Here is a 20947-nt window from a genome sequence, read left to right as displayed (position 1 = left end):
ATCAACTTGGTATTATTGTTTTAATGTTGTTTCAATAAATAAGCCTACAACAATAACATGACCTTGATTGCTTGAACTATATTTCAAAAAAATCTTATAGGCACTATAATAGCGGCAATTTATTTATCCAAATTACATTTAAGCCTTTAAATTGGGTTCAATTTTTTAAACAAAGGAAACATTTTATGCGTCCAAGCGGTAGAACATTAGGGCAAATTCGCCCAGTCACTATTACTCGTCAATTTACTACTCATGCAGAAGGCTCAGTATTAATTGAATTTGGTGATACTAAAGTCATTTGTACTGCCACGGTTGAAGTAGGTGTACCACGTTTTTTAAAAGGCCAAGGTAAAGGTTGGGTTACTGCTGAATACGGCATGTTACCGCGTTCAACGCATTCACGTATGCGCCGCGAAGCTGCTACAGGTAAACAAAGTGGTAGAACATTAGAAATTTCACGCTTAATTGCGCGTGCATTACGTGCTGCAGTTGATTTAAAAGCCTTAGGCGAAAATACCATTTCTATTGATTGTGATGTAATTCAAGCTGATGGCGGTACTCGTACTGCTTCTATCACGGGTGCTTGTGTAGCATTAGTTGATGCGCTTAATTACATGCGCGCTAAAAACATTATTAAAACTAACCCACTTAAGCACATGATTGCTGCAGTGTCAGTTGGTATTTATAAAGGCGAGCCCGTTGCCGATTTAGATTACCCAGAAGATTCAGCCGCTGATACTGATTTAAACGTGGTAATGACAGATACAGGTAAGTTAATTGAAGTACAAGGTACTGCTGAAGAAGAGCCATTTAGCTTTGAGGAAATGCAAGCCATGCTTGAGTTGGCTAAAAACGGTATCAACGAATTATTCGATATTCAAAAAGCTGCGCTAGTTTAAGTCATCGTTAAAGCGTGTACGTATAGCAAAGTCATAGTTAAGCTAAGTTAAAAGAACAGGAATTTAAACATGAAAGATTATCAGCGCGAGTTTATTGAATTTGCGATAGAAAAACAGGTATTACGTTTTGGCGAATTCACCTTAAAGTCTGGCCGTATTAGCCCATACTTTTTCAATGCGGGTTTATTTAAAACAGGTGGTGATTTAGCGCATTTAGGCCGTTTTTATGCATCTACCTTAGTTGATTCAAAAATTGATTATGATTTAGTGTTTGGTCCTGCGTATAAAGGTATTCCGATTGCAACAACCACAACCGTTGCCTTGTACGATAACCATAATATAGACGTGCCATACTGTTTTAACCGCAAAGAAGCGAAAACTCATGGCGAAGGTGGCTCATTAGTTGGCGCAGAGCTTGTTGGTAAAATCATGTTAGTTGATGATGTTATTACTGCTGGTACGGCGATTCGTGAATCAATGGAAATTATTAAAACCCACGGTGCGCAGCTTTCAGGTGTGTTAATCGCGCTTGATCGCCAAGAAAAAGGTCAAGGCGAACTATCAGCTATTCAAGAAGTTGAACGTGATTTTGGTACGCAAGTTGCGGCAATTGTTACTTTAGGCGATGTTGTTTCTTATCTCGAAGAGCAAGTAGCAAGTCAACCAGAATTAGCGACAAACTTAGCCAGTATTAAAGAATATCGTAAAAATTACGGTATTTAAGTTAAAGAACGCGGGTTGTATTCTTAACGGCTTTGGAATGAGAGTTTCAAGGCCGTTATTGTTTGTAGGTGAAGGCTCGGTTGCACTTTTTGTGCTGCTAACATTACGAGATTGGAATATTAGGGGTCTAACAACTTTTTAAATTTTTAGTTGTTAATTTTATATTTTTATTCTTAATTTCTATTTTGTCGCGGTGGCGACGACACCAAGAGGGATGCTGCCTCCGGCATCCCTCTTGACTCCCTCGGAGCTGCTGCTCAAGTGTAATCCTACATTCTAGGTAATATATTCGACCTAACAGTAATGAATGCACATCAGGACAATAGTGCTCCTGCATTGTCTTATAAGGTACATCCTGTACCGTCATGTGCTACATTACTTTTCCATCATCCATGATGGAAATAGGTGAATATTACCTTTCATTTCGGCACTTGAGCCAAGCAGGCAGAGTGTCTATTGAGGTAGTAGTGTTTATTTTGCAATATAATACTTGTGGCGATACTTCTGGTTGAAGTTATGCCTACTTAAAATCAAATAGGAGTTAATATGCGATACCTCAATAAATACGCTCTACTATTACTTTGCTTAATAGCCGCGTTGTTATTTTTTAAAACAGTTATTGAGTCTTCGGATAATCAACAAGCTGAGATTAACGCTAATCTCTATGGCAAAGACCAAGACAAAAACCAAACAAAAGATACGGCAACGTGTCTGTCTATTAATAATGACTATGTTGAGTTAATTAAGTCAGGTAAATATCGTTTCACTACTGAGGTGAAGAGCAATAAATTAGCCGTGGTCGACTTTACTCATCTCGATAGTTATCAGCAATATATTGCTCAAGCAACAGAGGTCATTAATAACAAAAACCCTCGCGCCAATATGCCTTGCCCAATTATTACTGATACCTATGTGCAGTTAGCTCAGCAAAATAACTGGGCCAGCACACCTACGGTAGGGCAGTTAGTTGCACCTTATGAATTAACACAGCCTGTGCATAATAAAAGTAGTAAAGCGGTTTTGTTGATCCACGGTTTAACCGATTCACCGTATGGTTTTCATGATATAAGTCAGTATTTTTATAAAAAAGGCTTTACTGTACGTACCGTATTATTGCCAGGACACGCTACCGCGCCTTCGGACTTATTAGATGTAGAATTTATCCAGTGGCAGCAAGCGACAAAATTTGCGATAGAGCAGACCTTAGCTGATTTTGATGAAGTATATTTAGGCGGCTTATCGACAGGGCAGGCATTAATTTTTGACTATGTCATGAGTCAACCTAGCATTGATAATAAGATAAAAGGGCTGTTTATGTGGTCACCTGCATCAAAAGCTAAAAATGATTTAGCTTGGTTAGCGCAATATGTAGATAGGATCCCAAGCTTTGATTGGATTGATTTAGATGCCGATATTGATTTTGCTAAATATGAATCTTTTACCTACAACGCTGGCGCACAAGTTTATGATGTAATGAACCTTATTGTTGGGAGAGAAGCACTTGATAAAAAGAGGTTGCAAGATCTTCCCGTTTTTGTGGTGGTAAGTGAGTACGACCAAACGATTGATACTATGCATACCCTGCACCTCATTCAAGATTGGCAGCAAGTCTCTTCGCAAAATAAAATGCAAAAAAGTGTGTTGATTTATTATGGTGAAGCCGAAAACTTGCCGAAGGAATTACCTAAATTAATGACCGTGATAGTACCAGAATGTTCAGCAGAAAGTTTATGTAGTGATATTTTTGGTGTATCGCATATTGCCACGACTAATTCGCCAGATAATCCGCATTATGGAGTGAATGGTGAATACAGAAATTGCGGCCATTATCTAAAAGATGCGATTAAATATAAAGAATGTAAGCATAATGAACAGGTAATTAAAGGTGAGGTTACAGAGTTAAACTTATTGCGAGAGTTTCCTATGCAAAGGTTAACCTATAACCCTTATTATCAAGAGATGCTTGAATCTATGGGGGCATTTTTAAAAGCAACCAGCTTAGTCAATACTACTGCTGAGGCAACAGAATAAGAACAGCATTAATATAATTAACGAGCGTACTTCATCCACAACTTAAAGAAAACGGCGTTACAGGTAGGGTTGTCATCCATTTTGCCATCCCTATCGCAATCTGATCCGGTTAATGACTTAGCCACTTGGGGCCCATATTCTGCTATATCTTCTGCTGATGCAGGTACAATAACCATCACTTTAGGTGATTGCTCAATAAAGTCTGCCACGTCTTGGTAAGTTAAAAACTCTTCCTTAGAAATTAAATGACTAATGTCGCGGGCAACGGGTTTTTTATTGTTGGTATTTGCTGCTGCACTAAAAAAGCTAATTGTTAAAAGGGTTACGAGTAAACCGAATAATAATTTCATTTTACACACCTGTGATTTACTTATGATTTAATTGCGCAAAAGTATACAAGCTCCGCATAACCCTACTCAAGTTTTTAACCTTACATCACGATGTTTTCTATTTAATAACTTTATTTTAAATGAAAAAAGTAAGGTTGTTAGGCTTGGCGTAGATTAAAAACGTTGCACTTTATAAGTGCTTTCGCCCCAATCAATATGCACTTATTTAAATGCTTTTAAAATAAAAACTGTTTTAATTAACTGATATTTAACAACTAATTAATATGTTTTAAGGTTGGCATCTTGTTTGCTTTATGAAGGTATATACATTTTATAAGGCAATATAATGAGTAATCAGGCAGGCATTAAATTATGGTCATTTACAGGGAAAATGAAAACCCTGCATTTAAGTTGGATGGCATTTTTTATCACTTTCATGGTGTGGTTTAACCACGCTCCTTTATTAGCAGTAATCGCAGATACATTAGGATTAAGTAGCAGTGAAATAAAAACGCTACTTATTTTAAACGTGGCGTTAACGATTCCTGCCCGTATTGTGGTGGGTATGCTCACCGACAAATATGGTCCGCGACTCACCTATGCCGCTATTTTAGCAGTATGTAGTGTTCCGTGTTTTATGTTTGCCTTTGCGCAAAGTTTTGAACAGGCTGCTATAGCGCGTTTCTTACTTGGTTTTATCGGTGCTGGTTTTGTGGTTGGTATTCGTATGGTAAGTGAGTGGTTCCCAGCGAATGAGCTAGGTACTGCAGAAGGTATTTACGGCGGTTGGGGTAACTTCGGCTCAGCAGCAGCTGCAATGTCATTACCACTTGTTACGCTTTATATTGGTAGCACTTTTGGTATTGAAGACGCGTGGCGTTACTCTATTGCTTTAACTGGTTTACTTAGTTTAGTGTTTAGTGTTATTTGGTACATGAATGTTACAGATACACCAAAAGGTTCAACTTACTTTAAGCCTAAACAAACCGGCGCAATGGAAGTAACAAGTGTTGGCGATTTCTACTTATTACTAATTATGAAATTACCAATGTACGGTGCATTAGCATTACTTACTTGGAAATTATCACCAGAAGGTGTGAGCTTATTATCAAGCAGCATGACTATTATTGCTTATGTGTCGCTCGTATTATTATTCATTCTTGAAGTATGGAAAACTTATCAAGTAAATGGTCATTTGTTTAGTAAAGAAGTACCAGAAATTCACAGATATCAGTTCAAACAAGTTGCAGTACTTAATGTTTTATATTTTGCGACTTTTGGTTCAGAACTCGCGGTTGTGTCAATGCTGCCATTATTCTTCGCTGAAACTTTTAGTTTAGATATGGTTTATGCAGGTATGCTTGCCTCACTTTATGCTTTCATGAACTTAATGTCTCGCCCTGGTGGTGGTTGGTTAAGTGATAAGTTCGGCCGTAAGAAAACTTTATTAATATTAACTGCCGGTTTAGCTGTGGGTTACTTTGCTATGGCATCAATTAATAGCACTTGGTCATTACCATTAGCAGTAGTTATTGTTATGGCGTGTTCATTCTTCGTACAAGCAGGTGAAGGTGCAGTATTTGCTGCAGTACCGTTAATCAAACGTCGTTTAACTGGTCAAATTGCCGGTATGACAGGTGCTTATGGTAACGTTGGTGCGGTAGTTTACTTAACGGTATTGTCTATGGTTAGTTATCAAACATTCTTCTTAGTGATAGCAGCAACAGCGGTTGTCGGTTTTATTACCTTACTGTTCATGCAAGAGCCAAAAGGTTCTATTACTGAAATTAGAGAAGATGGTACAGTTGAGTTAATTCAAGTTCACTAATTCAAATTAATGCGTAGAAGAATAATGCCAGTCGATCTCAGAAAGTGATTACTCTCTTCGATGGACTGGTATTTTTTTATAAATTTGCGATATCCACTACAAAATAACAATATGAGCTAAACGTTTTAGTTCATCATCAATAGTTAGTTATTACTCAATCAAGCGCCTTGTCTTTAAATATTTTCCCTTCGCACAGCTAGACCAGAAAATTATCGGAACTGGGATTAAAATACCTTTAGGTTCACTTAAAACGAATTTATTCACTGTTGTTCGCTTTTTAAACCTTGAGTGATCCCCACAACTTCTTCACTTAATTAGTTACGTCATATCTACTGTACTCTTGATTTCTTTTTTGTCGCGATGGCGACTACCCAAAGAAAAACTACCTCCGCTTATACCTCGGATTTTGACTGCCTAGGAGCTGCTGCTCAGTGTTATCTTCAATTCAAAATAATATCTTCGACGTAATACCAATTGAATTAAATATTTATTTTCACTTGGTATAACAGCGTTGAACGGGCATATGTATAAATTCATCATAAGGCCAATAAACCACCTGTTTATTGGCCTTATCGCCATTATTCACTCAAACATAGCGCCACAATAATACTCGATAAATGTTTGCACCTTACCAGTGCTCAATAATGATCACGCTAGTGCAAAAACTCGAACTTATTTAGTGCACTGTATTTTAAGTTGTTGTTATTTAATAAATAAATAAATTGGCACCGCCCTTGCTCTATTTATATTATGTTGAACAGAATTACAGTCAGTTGCGCCGTTAGTAACTCCCTAATACTAGTTCATTGTTAAATAAGTAAGTAAAAGTAGGATTGTCCTTATGAGCACAGATCAAACGTTTAAAGTAGTAGTAGTCGGTAATGGTATGGTTGGCCATCACTTTGTAGAAGAAATGGCAAAGAATGCTAATTCAGAAATTACAGTGCTCTCTGCTGAATCTCGATTAGCCTATGACCGTGTTTATTTATCTTCATACTTCTCTGGTAAAACCGCAGAAGATTTAGCGATGACAACGCCTGAACATTATGACGAGCTAGGCGTTACCTTTAAAACTAACGCTAAAGTAACCAATATCGATAAAGCAGCGAAAGTGGTAACTACCGAAAGCGGAGACTCATTTGAATACGACAAACTTATTCTAGCGACGGGCTCTTACCCGTTTGTTCCGCCAATTCCTGGTGGCGATGTAGAACATAGCTTAGTTTACCGTACTATCGAAGATTTAGAAGCCATTGAAGCAAGCGCCAAAGTAAGTAAAGTTGGTGTGGTTATTGGTGGTGGTTTACTTGGCCTTGAAGCTGCAAAAGCAGTAAAAGAACTTGGATTAGAAACACACGTAGTTGAATTTGCGCCACAATTAATGGCAGTTCAAGTTGATGCTGGGGGCGGCCGTCTACTTAGAACTAAAATTGAAGAATTAGGGGTGCAAGTTCATACTTCTAAAGCAACTAATGAAATAGTTGCAGGTGACACATGTCGTTATAAATTATGTTTTAGCGACGGTACAGAGCTAGAAACCGATTTAATCTTATTCTCAGCGGGTATTCGCCCGTATGACAACCTTGCCCGTGATTTTGACTTAGACATAGGTCAGCGTGGCGGTATTGTTATTAACAACCAATGTCAAACATCAGACGAGAACATTTACGCAATTGGTGAATGTGCGTTATGGAATAACTTTATTTTTGGTTTAGTAGCGCCTGGTTACAACATGGCTAAAGTTGCTGCAAAACACATTAGCGGTGAAGACGGTGAGTTTACTGGTGCTGATATGAGTACCAAGTTAAAACTTATGGGTGTTGAGGTTGGTTCAATTGGTGATGCACACGCTAAAACTGAAGGTTCATTAACTTACACTTACGAAAATCAACCTGAAGGTGTTTACAAGAAAATCGTTGTATCGGCTGATAAAACACGCATGTTAGGTGCGGTATTAATTGGCGATACCGGTGAATATGATTCATTACTGCAATACATGCTAAATGGTATTGACTTACCAGACTCTCCTGAAGGGTTAATTTTACCTATGGCAGGTGACAAACCTACACTAGGCGTTGATGCCTTGCCTGACACAGCAAGTATCTGTTCATGTCATAACGTAAGTAAAGGCGACATTATTGCTTCAATTGATGAAGGTGCTTGTACCGTAGCTGACGTTAAAAGTTGTACAAAAGCAGGCTCAGGTTGTGGTGGTTGTGCGGCATTAGTTAAATCTGTTGCTGATAACGAATTTGAAAAACGCGGTGTTGAAGTTAAAAAAGACATTTGTGAGCATTTTGCTTACTCACGTCGTGAAATTTACGACATTGTTACTGCAGAAAAAATTAAAACTTTTGACGAGTTACTAGCAAAACACGGTAAAGGTTTAGGTTGTGAAATTTGTAAACCATTAGCTGCATCAGTACTTGCTTCGGCTTGGAACGATTACATTCTGAAAAAAGCGCATTTATCACTACAAGATACCAACGATACATACCTAGGTAACATGCAAAAAGATGGTACTTACTCAATTGTACCGCGTGTTGCCGGTGGTGAAATTACTCCAGATAAGCTTATCGTTTTAGGTGAAGTTGCTAAAAAATATAACCTTTATACCAAAATTACTGGTGGTGCCCGTGTCGATTTATTCGGTGCGCGTGTTGAACAACTTCCACCAATTTGGAAAGAGTTAGTCGATGCTGGTTTTGAAACTGGTCATGCTTACGGTAAATCACTGCGTACGGTTAAATCATGTGTTGGCTCTACTTGGTGTCGTTACGGTGTTAAAGACAGCATTGGTATGGCGATTGAATTAGAGAACCGTTACAAAGGTTTACGTGCTCCGCACAAGATTAAATTCGGTGTGTCTGGTTGTACTCGTGAGTGTGCTGAAGCTCAAGGTAAAGATATTGGTATTATCGCAACTGAAGGCGGCTGGAACTTATATGTAGCAGGTAACGGCGGTATGAAACCTCGTCACGCTGACTTATTCGCAACCGACTTAGACGATGAAACGCTAGTTAAATACGTTGACCGTATATTAATGTTTTACGTACAAACAGGTGACCGTTTACAACGTACTTCAACCTGGTTAGAAAACCTAGAAGGCGGCTTAGCATATTTACAAGAAATCGTAATTAACGACAGCATAGGCATTAACGAATTACTTGAAGCTAAGATGGAAAACATTGTGGGTACTTACCAATGTGAGTGGAAAACAACCATTGAAGATCCTGAAGCATTAAAACGTTTCAAATCATTTGTTAACTCAGATAAAGCTGATAGCAATATTCAGTTTGTTACTGAGCGTGAGCAAATTCGTCCGGCACGTGACGATGAAAAAATAGCTGTAACCATCATAGATGCAGCTACCGAAATAGCGTAATAGGAGAGCACCACAATGACTACATTAACAGAGAAATCTTGGAAAACTATTTGTGACACAACTGATCTAGTAACAGATTCTGGTATCAGTGCCTTAATTGCTAACGCTGCCGGTGAAGATGAGCAAATTGCCATCTTCCACATTCCAAACAGCGAAGAGAAAATATATGCCGTTGGTAACTATGATCCTATTGGTAACGCCAATGTATTATATCGCGGCCTAGTTGGAAGTATCGAAGACGAGCCAGTGGTTTCTTCGCCTTTATACAAACAACATTTCTCGTTAAGAACGGGTCAATGTTTACAAGAAGAAAAGAGCATAGCGGTTTATCCGATCCGCATCGAAAACGAACAGGTACAAGTACTTTACTAAACCTAATGCAAGCTGTTTGCTCTTAGTTGCAAAAACTCATTGGTAAGCAGCTTCATCATAGGTTTGGCATTTCATAACTTGAAATCGTTTGATAAATACGTTTATTTAAGAGCTTATATAAACACTTATATAAGCTCTTTTTAATAAATAGATAGAGATATTGTTTGAGGAGTTTCGTATGAGCAGCGAGAGCACTGCTTCAGCGCCCATTTCACCTTTAGTGACACAAAATTCACCGTCACTTATTCAAAGCACTTGCGCTTACTGTGGTGTAGGTTGTGGCGTTGATATTAACGTAGCCGACAATAAAGCATTGTCGTTAGTTGGCACGGCCGATCACCCAGCAAACAATGGAAAATTATGCGTAAAAGGTAGCAATTTACTTAATACTATTGATTTAACAGGTCGCTTATTAGTGCCTGAAATTGCTAATGAACAAGTATCTTGGGACAAAGCAACAAACTATGTTGCCGAAAAATTTAGCGATATTATTAAAGAGCATGGCCCTGATGCTGTGGCTTTTTATGTATCGGGTCAGTTATTAACTGAAGATTACTATATTGCCAATAAATTAATGAAAGGCTATATCGGCTCAGCCAATATTGATACCAACTCTCGACTTTGTATGTCATCAGCAGTAACTGCGTATAAACGTGCTTTTGGTGAAGATGTTGTACCTTGTACTTATCAAGATCTTGAACAAACTGATTTATTAATTCTTACCGGCTCTAATGCTGCGTGGACACATCCTGTTTTATATCAACGCATGGAACGAGCGAAAAAAATTAATCCTACAATGAAAATTGTAGTGATTGACCCGCGTAAAACTGCAACTTGTGAATTAGCTGATAATTTTATTCAATTAAAACCGGGCACCGATGCCGCCTTCTTTAATGGCTTATTAAACTATTTAAATGATAATAATGGTTTAGACAGTGACTACATTGCTGAAAATACTGAAGGTTTGGATACTGCACTTGCCGAAGCTTCAGCTTGGTCTGTGACTAAAGTTGCTGAATTTTGTGATGTTGCAGAAAGTGAAGTAACAGCGGTTTATCAATTATTTAAGAGCACTGAAAAAGCCATTACTTTTTACTCAATGGGTATTAACCAGTCTTCATCAGGTGTTGATAAATGTCAGAGTATTATTAACTGTCATTTAGCCAGCGGTAAAATAGCTAAAAAAGGCGCAGGTCCGTTTTCAATTACAGGTCAACCTAACGCTATGGGCGGTCGTGAAGTGGGCGGTTTAGCTAACCAATTAGCAGCGCACATGGACGTTGATAACCCAACTCATCAAGATTTAGTTCAACGCTTTTGGCAATCACCTACTATCGCGAATAAGCAAGGCGCTAAAGCGGTAGATATGTTCGACAAAATTGCTTCAGGCGAGATTAAAGCGGTTTGGATCATGGCAACTAACCCAGTGGTAAGTTTACCTGATCATGACAAAGTAGCGGCAGCACTTAAACAGTGTGAACTTGTGGTTGTGTCTGATTGTGTTGAAAAAAACGATACTTTAGCTTTTGCCGATGTAAAATTACCGGCAACACCTTGGTTAGAAAAAAACGGTACCGTCACTAATTCTGAACGTCGAATTTCTCGTCAACGTAATGCGGTTTTACCAGCAGGCGAATCTAAACATGATTGGCAAATTATTTGTAACGTCGCCAAAGCCATGAACTTTGAAGGTTTTGATTTTAGTGACGTTAGTGAAGTATTTAATGAACACGCGCAATTAACTGCATTTGAAAACACAGGCGGTCGCTTACTTGATTTAAGCGGAATTAGCCAGCTAACAGTTAAAGAATATGACGACCTTGCGCCAGTTCAATGGCCAGTAAACGACAAATACCCTGAAGGTTGTAGCAGAGTTTATGCTGATGGCAAGTTCACAACACCATCAGGTAAAGCACAATTTATTGCTATTACGCCGCGCTTACCAGTGCAACAAACCTCAGAAGAATTTCCATTTGTGATAAACAGCGGGCGCTTACGTGATCAATGGCACACCATGACACGTACCGGTAAAGCCAGTCAGTTGTCCGCTCATACAAGCAAACCATATATTTATTTACACCCAGCGGATGCTGAAGAATTAGCTGTTGTTGATGAAGACATGTTAAGTATTTCAGCTTCAACAGGTAGCGCCATTGCGCATGTGAAAGTCGATGACAAACAACGAAAAGGTGAGTGTTTTATGCCTATTCATTGGAACGAATCTTTTGCTTCACATGCTAACGTTGCTAGCTTATACCAAAGCGTGGTTGATCCACTTTCAGGTCAAGCAGAAACTAAACAAGGCGCTGTTGCATTAACTAAGAAAAGTTATCAGCAATATATCAGCTTACACATTGTTGACGATAAAGGTGTTAATGCCGACTTTTGGTTAAAAGGCACTAGCGCATACGGTAGTGCGTATCAAGCAGCCTTTGAAGAGCCTGTTGCCGATAACTTATTGTGGTGTCAGCAACAAACACAGTTATCGGGAGAATGGTTACAGTTTGACCAAGGCGAACAATCTTATATTGTTTGTTTACAAAACGGAAAATTAGCGGCGTTAGTGTATTTTTCTGATTTATGGCCAACACTTGAAACCACTTGGTTAGATCATGTTTTTGCCGAAGAAGCATTAGAATTTGCAACAATTCAGTCTTTATTACTCGGTATTGCCAGTGATGAATTCCAACAAGGTAAGCAAATTTGTAGTTGTTATAGTGTCGGTGAAAAAACCATTATTTCAGCGATTGAAGACGGTTGTACAAGTGTTGATGAACTAGGTGAAAAACTACAATGTGGTACTAAATGTGGCTCATGTAAACCTGAATTAGCGAGCTTGATTCGCCAATATAAACCTGAAGATATTATTGTGAAAATAGCGGTTTAGTTTTACTTCAACATTAGTTGTAGGCGTTATTTGGTTGGCGTGAATTTATTCGCGCTGGTTGTTAGCTCTCAAAGTATATTGCTCGATTGAAATCCCGCCTACGGTATAACTACTGTTGGTGGGATTTTTGTTTTAAGAAGGTTTGTGCATTAAGAATAAAGTGGATTCCCGACAAGACAACTCGGGAATGACGTTGATAAAGATATTGCGATATAATACCAAGTCCGTTAAATTACTGATCACCTGTACTGGTTAAAATACCTAAATCCTACGTTCCTTTCAATCGCAATAACCCGTTATTACTCAATCAAGCGCCTTGTCTTTAAATATTTTTCCTTCGCACAGCTAGACCAGAAAATTACCGGAATTGGTATAAGGTTTCTGTACGCGGGAATTTGTTCGCGCTCACTCTATTTATCATTAAAAAAGCCAAAACAGAAGTCGTCATCCCCGAGTTGTCCTGTCGGGGATCTATATCTTTTACCGTAAATCATTTATCTCTTTCACTTATTTCTAAACATTTAGTTCCATTCATTTAAATGCCTTAATAACTTGGTTACAATACACGCATTATCAAAACGCTCATTTAATGGATTTATCATGTCACTTTCAGTTGTTATTCTTGCCGCGGGTAAAGGCACTCGTATGCGCTCTTCTTTACCTAAAGTTTTACACCCTGTTGCCCATAAACCTATGGTTGGTCATGTTATTGATAGCGCACGTCAATTAGGCGCAAGTAACATTTATGTCGTTTACGGTTTTGGCGGTGAAGCATTAAAAGAAGCGGTAACTGGTGATGATTTAACATTTGTTGAGCAAGTTGAGCAATTAGGTACAGGCCATGCGGTTGATCAAGCGTCACCATTTTTAAAAGACGATGAAAACGTATTAGTACTTTACGGTGATGTGCCATTAACTAAAGTTTCAACGTTAGAAAGCTTACTTGCGGTTAAGCCTGACAATGGCATGGGCTTATTAACTGTGCATTTAGCTAACCCTACAGGTTACGGTCGTATTGTTCGTGAAGAAATTAATGGTCAGCAACAGGTTGTAGGTATTATTGAACAAAAAGACGCTAGCCCAGAGCAGCTTAAAATTAATGAAGCCAACACCGGTATTTTATTAGCGAACGGTGGTGATTTAAAACGTTGGTTAAGTAACTTATCAAGTGATAACGCCCAAGGAGAATACTACCTTACCGATATTATTGCTTCAGCGCATAGTGAAGGAAAAGTTATTGCTACTGCGTATCCTGAAACAGAAGTAGAAGTTGAGGGGGCAAACAACCGTGTACAACTTGCTCAGCTTGAACGCGCTTATCAAGCACGTATCGCCGAAGAATTAATGATTGCAGGCGCAAGTTTACGTGACCCTGCACGAATTGATGTGCGTGGTAACTTAACCACAGGTACTGAAGTGAGCATTGACGTTAACTGTATTTTTGAAGGTAATGTGACTATTGCTAACAACGCGGTAATTGGCGCAAATTGTATTATCATCAACAGTACTATTGGTGAAAATGCTGTAATTAAGCCAAACACTATTATTGAAGATGCTGTAATTGAAGCTGATTGTTCGGTAGGTCCTTTCGCCCGTATTCGCCCAGGCTCAGTGATGAAGCAAGACTCACATGTAGGTAACTTTGTTGAAATGAAAAACACAACTTTTGGTGTAGGCAGTAAAGCAGGGCACTTAAGTTACTTAGGGAATGCTGAAATTGGCAGTAAAGTGAACATTGGTGCGGGTACTATTACTTGTAATTACGATGGCGTTAATAAATCAACCACGACCATTGGCGATAACGCTTTTATCGGCTCAAATAGCTCATTAGTTGCACCAGTAACAATTGGCGCAAGTGCCACCACAGGTGCAGGGTCGGTTATTACTAAAGAAGTTGAAGACAGCCACTTAGGTTTAGGTCGCGCTAAGCAACGTAATGTGAGTGGCTGGAATCGCCCAGTTAAAAAGTCTTAATTAATAGTTTCCAACTGGTTTAGCTTATAGGCTTAGTTATTTGCATTACGAATTGAATTTTTTACAAGTTGATCAACTAAAGCGCTATTTATTGGCGCTTTTTTTTGCGCCAGGTTTTAATTCGGTATAATTAATGAGCGACAATAAATTGCAATTACTTTCGAAATGAAACATAATATTCACACTTCGAAACTAAAAGGTGTTTTTCGAAAGATTACTTTTACTCATCTTTAATAGAATATTGAGATTAAGAACATAACACTGTATGTCTAAACGAAATACCCAACAGCGTCGTCATAACATTATTACTGACTTAAATGCACAAGGCGAAGTAAGTGTAGACAGTTTAGCTAAGCAATTTGAAACATCAGAAGTGACTATTCGTAAAGACTTAGCAGCGCTTGAAAATAGTGGCTTGTTACTTAGACGTTACGGCGGTGCTATTGCATTACCTAGCGAAATTACCGAAGCCAAAACAGATCCCCTTTCTAACGAAAAGTTATTAATAGCTAAAGCGGCAGCAACGCTTATTCGTGATCACAATCGTATTATTATTGACAGTGGGCAAACTACATCAGCATTAGTTGCCGAATTAACTAATAAGAAAGGTTTAGTGGTAATGACTAACGCGTTGAGTATTGCTAACGAAATTCATGCGTTAGAAAACGAGCCAACCTTATTGATGACTGGTGGCACATGGGACGCTAACTCAGAAGCATTTCAAGGGCAAGTTGCGGAGCAAGTACTACGTTCGTATGACTTTGATCAGTTATTTATTGGTGCTGATGGCATCGACATAAAGCGCGGTACAACAACCTTTAATGAATTAACAGGTTTAAGCCGAGTGATGGCAGAAGTAGCGCGTGAGGTTATTGTGTTGGTTGAATCAAAGAAAATAACCAAAAAAATACCTAATTTAGAGTTAGGCTGGCAGCAAATTCATACCTTAATAACCGATAAAGGTTTAGCGAAAGAAATGCGTACAGCACTAACAGAGCAAGGCATAAATTTAATTATTGCTGAAGAATAATTTATTAAGAATTTAATCACTTATGTTCGTAGTAAACGAATATAAACATAAGATATAAAAGGAATAAAAAATGTGTGGAATAGTTGGCGCAGTTGCGCAACGTGATGTATCAGAAATCTTAGTCGAAGGTTTAAGACGCTTAGAATACCGCGGTTACGACTCTGCAGGCTTAGCTATTATTAATAACGACAATGCCTTATTAACCACTAAACGTGTTGGTAAAGTGCAAGAACTAACTGCCGCACTTGCACAAAACCCAATTGCCGGTGGTACAGGTATCGCCCATACACGTTGGGCAACACATGGCGTACCAAGTGAAGAAAATGCTCACCCACACTTATCAAATGACACTATTGCGGTAGTACACAACGGTATTATTGAAAATCACGATGAATTGCGCACAATGCTACAAACATTAGGTTATGCATTTGTATCGCAAACTGATACCGAAGTGATTACTCACTTAGTACATCACGAATTAAAAACGAGCGATACGTTGTTAGCTGCTGTTCAAAAAACAGTTAAGCAACTTGAAGGTGCATACGGCACGGTTGTTATGGATAAAGGTGATAAAGACAACATGATCGTTGCACGCTCTGGTAGCCCATTAGTTATCGGTTACGGCTTAGGTGAAAACTTTATCGCCTCAGACATCATGGCATTATTACCGGTTACTCGTAAATTCTCATACCTTGAAGAAGGCGATGTAGCGCAAATTAGCCGTTATGAAGTGAATATTTATGATACTAATGGTAACCCAGTTGAGCGTGAATCAAAAGAATCTAACGTATCACATGATAGTGGTGATAAAGGCGAATACCGCCACTTCATGTTAAAAGAAACTTACGAGCAGCCAACTTCAGTTCGTAATACCTTAGAAGGTCGTTTAACAGGTACTGCATTAAATATTGATACCTTTGGTAACGGTGCAGACGAAATCTTCAAAAATGTAGAGCATGTACAAATCATTGCCTGTGGTACTAGCTACCATTCAGGTATGGTGGCACGTTACTGGTTAGAAGAATTAGCCGGCGTATCATGTAACATCGAAATTGCCAGTGAATTTAGATACCGTAAATCGTTCGTACCTAAAAACGCTATGGTTGTAACCTTATCGCAATCAGGTGAAACGGCTGATACTTTAGCGGCATTACGTTTAGCAAAAGAAATTGGCTACACCTCAAGCTTGAGTATTTGTAACGTACCGGGTTCATCATTAGTACGTGAATCAGACTTATCATTTATGACTAAAGCGGGTGCTGAAATTGGTGTTGCTTCAACTAAAGCTTTCACTACACAGCTTGTTGGCTTGTTAATGATGACTTTAGCCATCGGTAAGCATCACGGTATGCCTGCAACACAGCAAGAAAGCATCGCAAAATCATTATTAACCTTACCAAATAAGCTTGAAGAAGTACTTGCGTTAGCGCCAGCAATTGAAGACTTAGCTGAAGATTTTGCTGACAAACACCACGCATTATTCTTAGGTCGTGGCGATCAATATCCAATTGCGATGGAAGGTGCATTAAAGCTGAAAGAAATTTCATACATTCACGCAGAAGCCTACGCTGCTGGCGAATTAAAACATGGCCCACTAGCGTTAATTGATGCAGAAATGCCTGTTATTGTTGTAGCACCTAAAAACGACTTAATTGAAAAATTAAAATCAAACGTAGAAGAAGTACGCGCCCGTGGCGGTTTAATGTATGTATTTGCTGATATTGACGCACACTTTGAAAGTGACGACACCATGAAGGTAATTAACGTACCGCATTGTGACGACATTATAGCGCCAATTGTCTACACTTTACCGTTACAGTTACTTTCATACTATGTAGCGATTATTAAAGGTACAGATGTTGACCAACCAAGAAACTTAGCAAAATCGGTAACGGTTGAGTAATATCTATAAATATCAATCAGGTTGTTGTCGTAGGACAATAAAGATTGAAACTTTACAATAAAGATTAAAACTTTTTAAATCCGGTTAAACTTTTCAAAAGTTAACCGGATTTTTTTATAGAAAATTCAAATTTAGATAATAACTTACAGATAACCCTTATTTTAAACGGGTTTATTTTTTAATTTTATATTTGTAATATATGAAAATAGCAACAGCCAATAACAAGGGAATAAAGGATGCTAATAATACATAATGCCAACCATAAGCACTTAATAGCCCACCCGATGAAAAAGAGCCTGCCGCCATTAAGCCAAAAATAATAAAGTCATTTAACGATTGAGTACGGTTTTTTTCTTCAGACGTGTGAGTTTCTAGTACTAATGCTGATGCCCCTAAAAAGCCAAAGTTCCAACCTATGCCTAACAAAATTAACAGCGCATAAAAGTGATAGATACCTTCACCTAAAAAGCCTATACCAGCTGAAATCGCGGTTAAAATAATACCAAAAATAGAAATACGAGCAGCGCCAAAGCGTGCAATAAGTTTGCCGGTAAAAAAGCTAGGTGCATACATAGCAATAACATGCCACTGCATTCCTAAGTTAGCTGACTCTTGGCTATGCCCGTGCATATGCATTGCCAGTGGCGCCGATGTCATCAAAAAATTCATCACCATATACGATGCAGCTCCACAAATAACAGCACTTATAAAACGAGGTTGCAGGGCAATTGTGCTTAATGGCCTTCCTGAATATGCTTGATTTGCTACAGGCTTAGCTAACTTAACTCCAAACAAAATAATACCAGCAATAACAGCAACAATGGCTTGCGCTATAAATGTGGCAGCAAACATTTTTTCTGACCAAAGGTGCATGGTATGCGTTACTAACTGCGAGCCAATAACACCTGCGGCTACGCCGCCTGCCATTACCATAGAAAGAGCTTGCGGCCTTTTATTTTCGGGCACGCCATCGGTTGCAGCAAAACGAAAAGACAAGGATACGGCCGCATAAGCGCCGCCCAACAGCGCAGATAAACAGTACAGCCAAAAGCTATCTATATACAACGCAATAGCCGCTAATAGTCCGGTTAAAACACCTGCGCCAGTTCCTGCCATAAATGCTGCACGACGGCCATATTTTCGGGCTAACTCACCGGCGGGTAAAACACATAAAGCCATACCCAAAACAAAAATAGAAACAGGTAATGTGGCTAAAAGTGCAGTAGGAGCAAGCAAGCTCCCCACTACCGCACCTGTTGCATACAGCACAACGCTATTAGCCCCAGAAAGTGCCTGTGCTAACATTAAACGCCATAAATTAGATGTTTGAACTTGAGGATCGCTAGGCTCTGATATGCTTGAGCCTATAGCGTTTAATTTTTGCATGGTCGCACTTTCCTAAAAGTATTAAAGGAGCTTAAAAGAGGTTTATTGTTGAGGTATTTAAATGTCTAACTTGGAGCTAAAGCTTACGGGAGGTAAACGTGGTTAACTACAGAGATTATCTTTTATGGTAGTAAATATTTTCTTTACTGTCTGTGTTTTATAAAAATACTGCTCAGTTTAATCTATTTAAATTGCGGAGTTTTCTACCTCTTTAAATAGCCATTCTTTAAATGCTTGTATTCTTGGCAGTTCAGCACATTCGGGGCGGTAAATAACGTAATACGCCAAAGGTGATTCAAAATAAATATTCGGGAACAACCTGACTAATCGCCCTGCGGCTAGGTCATCTTTAGCCATTACACTACGCGCTAATGCTACACCTTGGCCGTCAATTGCCGATTGTAGTACAGCAGCTGAGTTATTTATTTGAATGCTTTTAGTCGTTAAAGGCCCTGTTACCCCAGCTTTTTTAAACCACGCCGACCAAGACGGAAAACCCGTATGATCATCCATTGACTGATCGTGTATCAGGGTTTCGTTCAATAGTTTATCAATGGTATTTAAGCGGTTTGAGTCTTCTAAAAGCTTAGGTGAGCATACCGGGTATACCTCTTCATCCATTAGTTTTTCTGCGCTTAAGCCTTGCCAACTACCTACGCCAAAGCGTATGCCTACATCTATACGCTGATCTGCAAAATCGACCGGCTTTAAATTAGTATTTAAATTTACATTGGTTTGCGTACATATTGTTTGAAAGTGATGCAACCTAGGTAATAACCATTTAGCGGCAAATGCAGGGCTTACTGCAACTGTTAACGCGCCGCTTATGGCGTTATCTTTTAAAATGTCTAGCCCTTGGGCAAGTTTATCAAACCCTTCGCGTATTAATGGCAGGGCACTTTGCGCGGTTTCGGTGGTTATTAGCCGAGTTTTTCCTGAGCTCATTCTATGAAACAGCGGCGTGTCGAGCCACTCTTCTAACGTTTTTACCAGCTGACCAACTGCTGCAGGTGTTACGTTTAGCTCGTCAGCAGCGGCTGAAAAACTTTGATGCCTTGCGCTTGCTTCAAACGCTTTTAATGCATTAAGGTGTATAGGTGATTTCATACGATAAACTTTTTCTTTATTGGTGATTCAGATTATCTCGTTTGTTAAAGCAAGTAAATAAGTAAAAAATATCTTCCAAGCCAAACAGCAAGCTACTTGCTATTAGGCAATTCAATACTTTTTATTTATATAACAAATACAGCGCATAGTGGCGCTTGGAGAAATGATGATGACTAAGCAATTTTCAGGTAAAAAATTACTCGTTATTGACGGTACTAGCGGCATGGGTTTTGAAACGGCTCGTTTGATTTTAGCGCAAGGCGGCCAAGCTGTAATTGTTGGTCACCGTAAAGAAAAAGCCCAAGCAGCAAAGAGCAGCTATCAGCTATAGGCACTGTTGAGGTGTTAACCGCTGATTTAACCAGCGATGAAGGGGTGCAAAACTTAATTAACACACTTTCACAAGACCACGCAGACGTCGATTTACTGGTAAATGCTGCCGGTGTGTTTTTCCCTAAACCATTTTTAGAGCACGAAGCGGCTGATTACGATCAGTACATGCAAATTAACCGCGCGTTGTTTTTTATTACTCAAAAAGTAGCCGCTAATTTAGTGGCAGAAAAACGCGCAGGCGCCATTGTAAATGTGGGTTCTATGTGGGGTAAGCAAGCTATTGCTGCTACACCATCGTCGGCATATTCAATGGCTAAAGCAGGTTTACATGCGCTAACTCAACATTTAGCAATGGAATTAGCTGCGCACAACATTCGCGTTAATGCAGTATCACCAGCGGTTGTACAAACGTCAATTTACGAAGGTTTTATCCCTAAAGCTGAAGTAAACGATGCCCTGCAAGGCTTTAACAGCTTCCACCCCATTGGCCGTGTAGGTACAAGCGAAGATGTAGCAAATACCATTGCGTTTTTACTCAGCGACAAAGCAGCTTGGGTAACGGGTGCAGTATGGGATGTTGATGGCGGCGTAATGGCTGGACGTAACTAATATCAATGATACACGCACAATTACAAAGCGCTTAATGAGCGTAAATTTATAGAGCAATAACATATGCTATACCAAGTCTATTAAGTTTTTTCCACTCGGCGAGAATTAAAGGGCTTAGAGGCAAGGCATGGATTGAAGAGAATGGTTATTC

13 protein-coding genes and 1 pseudogene are annotated in these 20947 nt (G+C 39.1%); 11 read left to right on the top strand and 3 right to left on the bottom strand.

What is annotated here, in order from left to right; genetic code table 11:
* The first annotated feature begins 185 nt into the window (after nt 1-185).
* The 3 genes from rph to KO502_RS16160 all read left to right on the top strand — a co-directional run bounded on the left by rph (nt 186) and on the right by KO502_RS16160 (nt 3653).
* Complete coding sequence (gene rph / locus KO502_RS16170; protein ID WP_216023606.1) at nt 186-899, top strand: ribonuclease PH; 714 nt, start codon at nt 186-188, stop codon at nt 897-899.
* A gap of 69 nt (nt 900-968) precedes the next feature.
* A complete protein-coding gene (pyrE, locus tag KO502_RS16165) occupies nt 969-1622 on the top strand; it encodes an orotate phosphoribosyltransferase (RefSeq protein WP_216023605.1) in 654 nt (217 codons plus the stop codon).
* 546 nt (nt 1623-2168) lie between these two features.
* Nucleotides 2169-3653 (top strand): alpha/beta hydrolase, encoded by a 1485-nt coding sequence (locus KO502_RS16160; RefSeq protein WP_216023604.1) that lies wholly within the window; start codon nt 2169-2171, stop codon nt 3651-3653.
* 17 nt (nt 3654-3670) lie between these two features.
* Here KO502_RS16160 and KO502_RS16155 read toward each other — a convergent pair whose 3' ends face one another.
* Nucleotides 3671-4003, bottom strand: coding sequence for a hypothetical protein (locus KO502_RS16155; RefSeq protein ID WP_216023603.1), 333 nt, complete (start codon nt 4001-4003; stop codon nt 3671-3673).
* A gap of 325 nt (nt 4004-4328) precedes the next feature.
* On the opposite strand from KO502_RS16155, the gene KO502_RS16150 reads away from it, so the two are divergent.
* From KO502_RS16150 to glmS, 7 genes are all read left to right on the top strand, one after another.
* On the top strand, nt 4329-5810 hold the full coding sequence (locus tag KO502_RS16150) for a NarK family nitrate/nitrite MFS transporter (RefSeq protein ID WP_216023602.1): 1482 nt from the start codon (nt 4329-4331) through the stop codon (nt 5808-5810).
* 841 nt (nt 5811-6651) lie between these two features.
* Nucleotides 6652-9195, top strand: a complete 2544-nt coding sequence (gene nirB, locus KO502_RS16145; protein WP_216023601.1) for a nitrite reductase large subunit NirB — start codon at nt 6652-6654, stop codon at nt 9193-9195.
* A 15-nt stretch (nt 9196-9210) separates the two neighbouring features.
* The gene (nirD, locus tag KO502_RS16140; protein WP_216023600.1) at nt 9211-9567 is read left to right on the top strand and encodes a nitrite reductase small subunit NirD; all 357 of its coding nucleotides are present in this window, start codon (nt 9211-9213) and stop codon (nt 9565-9567) included.
* 178 nt (nt 9568-9745) lie between these two features.
* The gene (locus KO502_RS16135) at nt 9746-12454 is read left to right on the top strand and encodes a nitrate reductase (RefSeq protein WP_216023599.1); all 2709 of its coding nucleotides are present in this window, start codon (nt 9746-9748) and stop codon (nt 12452-12454) included.
* Nucleotides 12455-13054: 600 nt separating this feature from the next.
* Nucleotides 13055-14428: a bifunctional UDP-N-acetylglucosamine diphosphorylase/glucosamine-1-phosphate N-acetyltransferase GlmU gene (gene glmU, locus KO502_RS16130; protein ID WP_216023598.1), complete on the top strand. Its 1374-nt coding sequence runs from the start codon at nt 13055-13057 to the stop codon at nt 14426-14428.
* Nucleotides 14429-14693: 265 nt separating this feature from the next.
* Nucleotides 14694-15458, top strand: a complete 765-nt coding sequence (locus KO502_RS16125) for a DeoR family transcriptional regulator (protein ID WP_216023597.1) — start codon at nt 14694-14696, stop codon at nt 15456-15458.
* Between the two features lie 70 nt (nt 15459-15528).
* Complete coding sequence (glmS, locus tag KO502_RS16120; protein ID WP_216023596.1) at nt 15529-17361, top strand: glutamine--fructose-6-phosphate transaminase (isomerizing); 1833 nt, start codon at nt 15529-15531, stop codon at nt 17359-17361.
* Nucleotides 17362-17532: 171 nt separating this feature from the next.
* Here the strand turns inward: glmS and KO502_RS16115 are convergent, their stop codons facing one another.
* Together KO502_RS16115 and gcvA are read right to left on the bottom strand one after the other, a co-directional pair.
* Nucleotides 17533-18747, bottom strand: coding sequence for an MFS transporter (locus tag KO502_RS16115; RefSeq protein ID WP_216023595.1), 1215 nt, complete (start codon nt 18745-18747; stop codon nt 17533-17535).
* Between the two features lie 186 nt (nt 18748-18933).
* Nucleotides 18934-19854, bottom strand: coding sequence for a transcriptional regulator GcvA (gene gcvA / locus KO502_RS16110; RefSeq protein WP_216023594.1), 921 nt, complete (start codon nt 19852-19854; stop codon nt 18934-18936).
* 169 nt (nt 19855-20023) lie between these two features.
* Here gcvA and KO502_RS16105 point away from each other — a divergent pair.
* Nucleotides 20024-20796, top strand: a pseudogene (locus KO502_RS16105) (SDR family oxidoreductase).
* Nucleotides 20797-20947 lie beyond the last annotated feature (151 nt).

The sequence above is a fragment of the Colwellia sp. E2M01 genome (assembly GCF_018860585.1).
Taxonomy (GTDB): Bacteria; Pseudomonadota; Gammaproteobacteria; order Enterobacterales; family Alteromonadaceae; genus Colwellia.
Note: the sequence above shows the minus strand (reverse complement) of the source record. Positions and strands in the feature narration are given on the sequence as shown.